The sequence below is a fragment of the Nocardiopsis coralliicola genome (genome assembly GCF_054779695.1).
Genome location: NZ_BAAGXT010000098.1, coordinates 1 through 1,922, shown reverse-complemented (window position 1 = coordinate 1,922; position 1,922 = coordinate 1). Strand labels below are relative to the sequence as shown.

General features: G+C 74.2%; 2 protein-coding genes and 1 pseudogene. All 3 read left to right on the top strand.

Features of this window, described 5'->3' with window-relative positions; genetic code table 11:
* Positions 1-170 precede the first annotated feature (170 nt).
* Entirely contained in the window at positions 171-968 is a 798-nt protein-coding gene (locus ACYVGT_RS28080) for a segregation and condensation protein A (RefSeq protein WP_460863870.1), read from the top strand.
* Positions 965-1,666, top strand: coding sequence for an SMC-Scp complex subunit ScpB (scpB, locus tag ACYVGT_RS28075; protein WP_460863868.1), 702 nt, complete (start codon positions 965-967; stop codon positions 1,664-1,666). The genes ACYVGT_RS28080 and scpB overlap by 4 nt, the downstream gene beginning before the upstream one ends.
* Positions 1,650-1,922 (top strand): annotated as a pseudogene (locus tag ACYVGT_RS28070) (pseudouridine synthase); the annotation flags it as partial. The gene scpB and the pseudogene ACYVGT_RS28070, both read left to right, overlap by 17 nt.

Sequence of the window (1,922 nt, the reverse complement as noted above, 5' to 3'; positions counted from 1 at the left end):
CCGGCGCCGCACCGCCCGGCACAGGTGAAACGCCGGCGGAGGCGGCGGAGCCGTCCGCGGACGCGGCCGGCGGCTGCCCCGCGGAGGGCGGCGCAGCCGCGGCCGGGGGCGGCGGTGCGGCTCAGAGCGCGCCCGAGGAGCAGGCCGACAGCCCGACCAGCGGCTTCCAGGTGCATCTGGAGAACTTCCAGGGCCCCTTCGATCTGCTGCTCGGCCTCATCTCCAAGCACAAGCTGGACATCACCGAGGTCGCGCTGTCGGCGGTGACCGACGAGTTCATCGCCTACATCAAGGCGTTCGGCGACGAGTGGGACCTCGACCAGGCGAGCCACTTCCTGCTCGTCGCGGCCACCCTGCTCGACCTGAAGGCCGCCCGGCTGCTGCCGCGCGGCGACGTCGAGGACGAGGGCGACCTGGACCTGCTCGAAGCGCGCGACCTGCTTTTCGCCCGGCTGCTGCAGTACCGCGCCTACAAGCAGGTCGCCGCGCTGCTGTCCGAGGGCTTCTCCGCGCAGGGCCGCCGGTTCGCGCGCGCCGTGCGGCTCGAGGAGCGGTTCGCCGAATCGCGCCCGGACGTGCTGATCGCGATCGGGCCGCAGGAGTTCGCCGCGCTCGCCGGGCGGGTCTTCACCCCCCGGGAGCCGCCGAGCGTGCCGGTCACCCACATCCACCAGACGCGGACCTCGGTGCGCGAGCAGGGCGCACTGGTGGTGGAGGCGCTGCGCGAGCACGGCACGCTGACGTTCGCCCGGCTGACCGAGGACTGCACCGAGACTTTCGAGGTGGTCGCGCGGTTCCTCTCGCTGCTGGAGCTGTACCGTGCGGCCAATGTCTCCTTCGACCAGCCCGATCCCCTCGGTGAGCTGACGGTGCACTGGACCGGCGACGCCGAGAGCGCAGTGGACGTGGACGACGACTACGACGACGGGGCGCCCGCCGACGCGGAGCGCGCAGAGGAGCATGAATGAGCGGGGACAGCGCAACGGGCGGCGCGGGCAGCGCTACCGGGGGGTCTGCCGGGGCCCCTGCCGGTACCGCGGAGGGCGCGGTGCAGGAGGCGGCGGGGCGGGCTGCGGCCGAGCCGGGGGCGGCTCCGGAGGGCGCCTTCGCCGGCGATCCCGCACTGCGCCGCGACATGGAGGCGGTGCTGATGGTGGTCGACCAGCCGGTGGAGGCGTTCGAGCTCGCCCGCGGCCTGGGCCGGCCGGTCGGCGCGGTCGCCGACGCCCTCGAGGAGCTGTCGGCCGCCTACACCGCCGAGGACCGCGGCTTCGACCTGCGCCGGGTCGCCGAGGGGTGGCGGATCTACACCCGGCCGGAATGCGCGGAGGTGGTCGAGCAGTTCCTCAAGGAGGGGCAAGAGGTCAAACTCACCCAGGCGGCCCTGGAGACCCTTGCGGTGGTCGCCTACCGGCAGCCGGTCTCGCGCGGGCGGGTGTCCGCGGTCCGCGGTGTGAACTGCGACGGAGTTATGCGTACCCTCGTATTGCGGGGGCTCATCGAAGAGGCGGGCCACGACGCGGAGTCGGGAGCCATCCTCTACCGGACCACCGGCTACTTCCTGGAGCGGCTCGGCCTGCTCAGCCTCGACGAACTGCCCGACCTCGCCCCCTTCCTGCCTGACGACATCGAAGGTATCGACGACACCGGTGAACACCCCACGTAGAGACGACCGGTCCCGCGGTGAGCGGGACTCCTCCGGGCCGCGCGGTGAGCGCGGCCGCGCCCCGCGCGGTGAGCGCGACGGACAGCCGCAGCGTCGGCACCGGGGCGACGACCGAGACGAGCGCCGCCCGCGCACCGGCGACCGGCGCAGTGACGGGCGGCGGGACGACCGCCGCGATGACGCGCGCGGCCCCCGCGACGACCGCAGGGGCGGCCAGCACGACGTCCGCCGCGGCGGCCAGCGCTGCGACCGCGGA

Excerpts from the sequence above, each read along its gene's own strand:
- scpB (WP_460863868.1), top strand. The coding sequence starts at position 965 with ATGAGCGGGGACAGCGCAACGGGCGGCGCGGGCAGCGCTACCGGGGGG.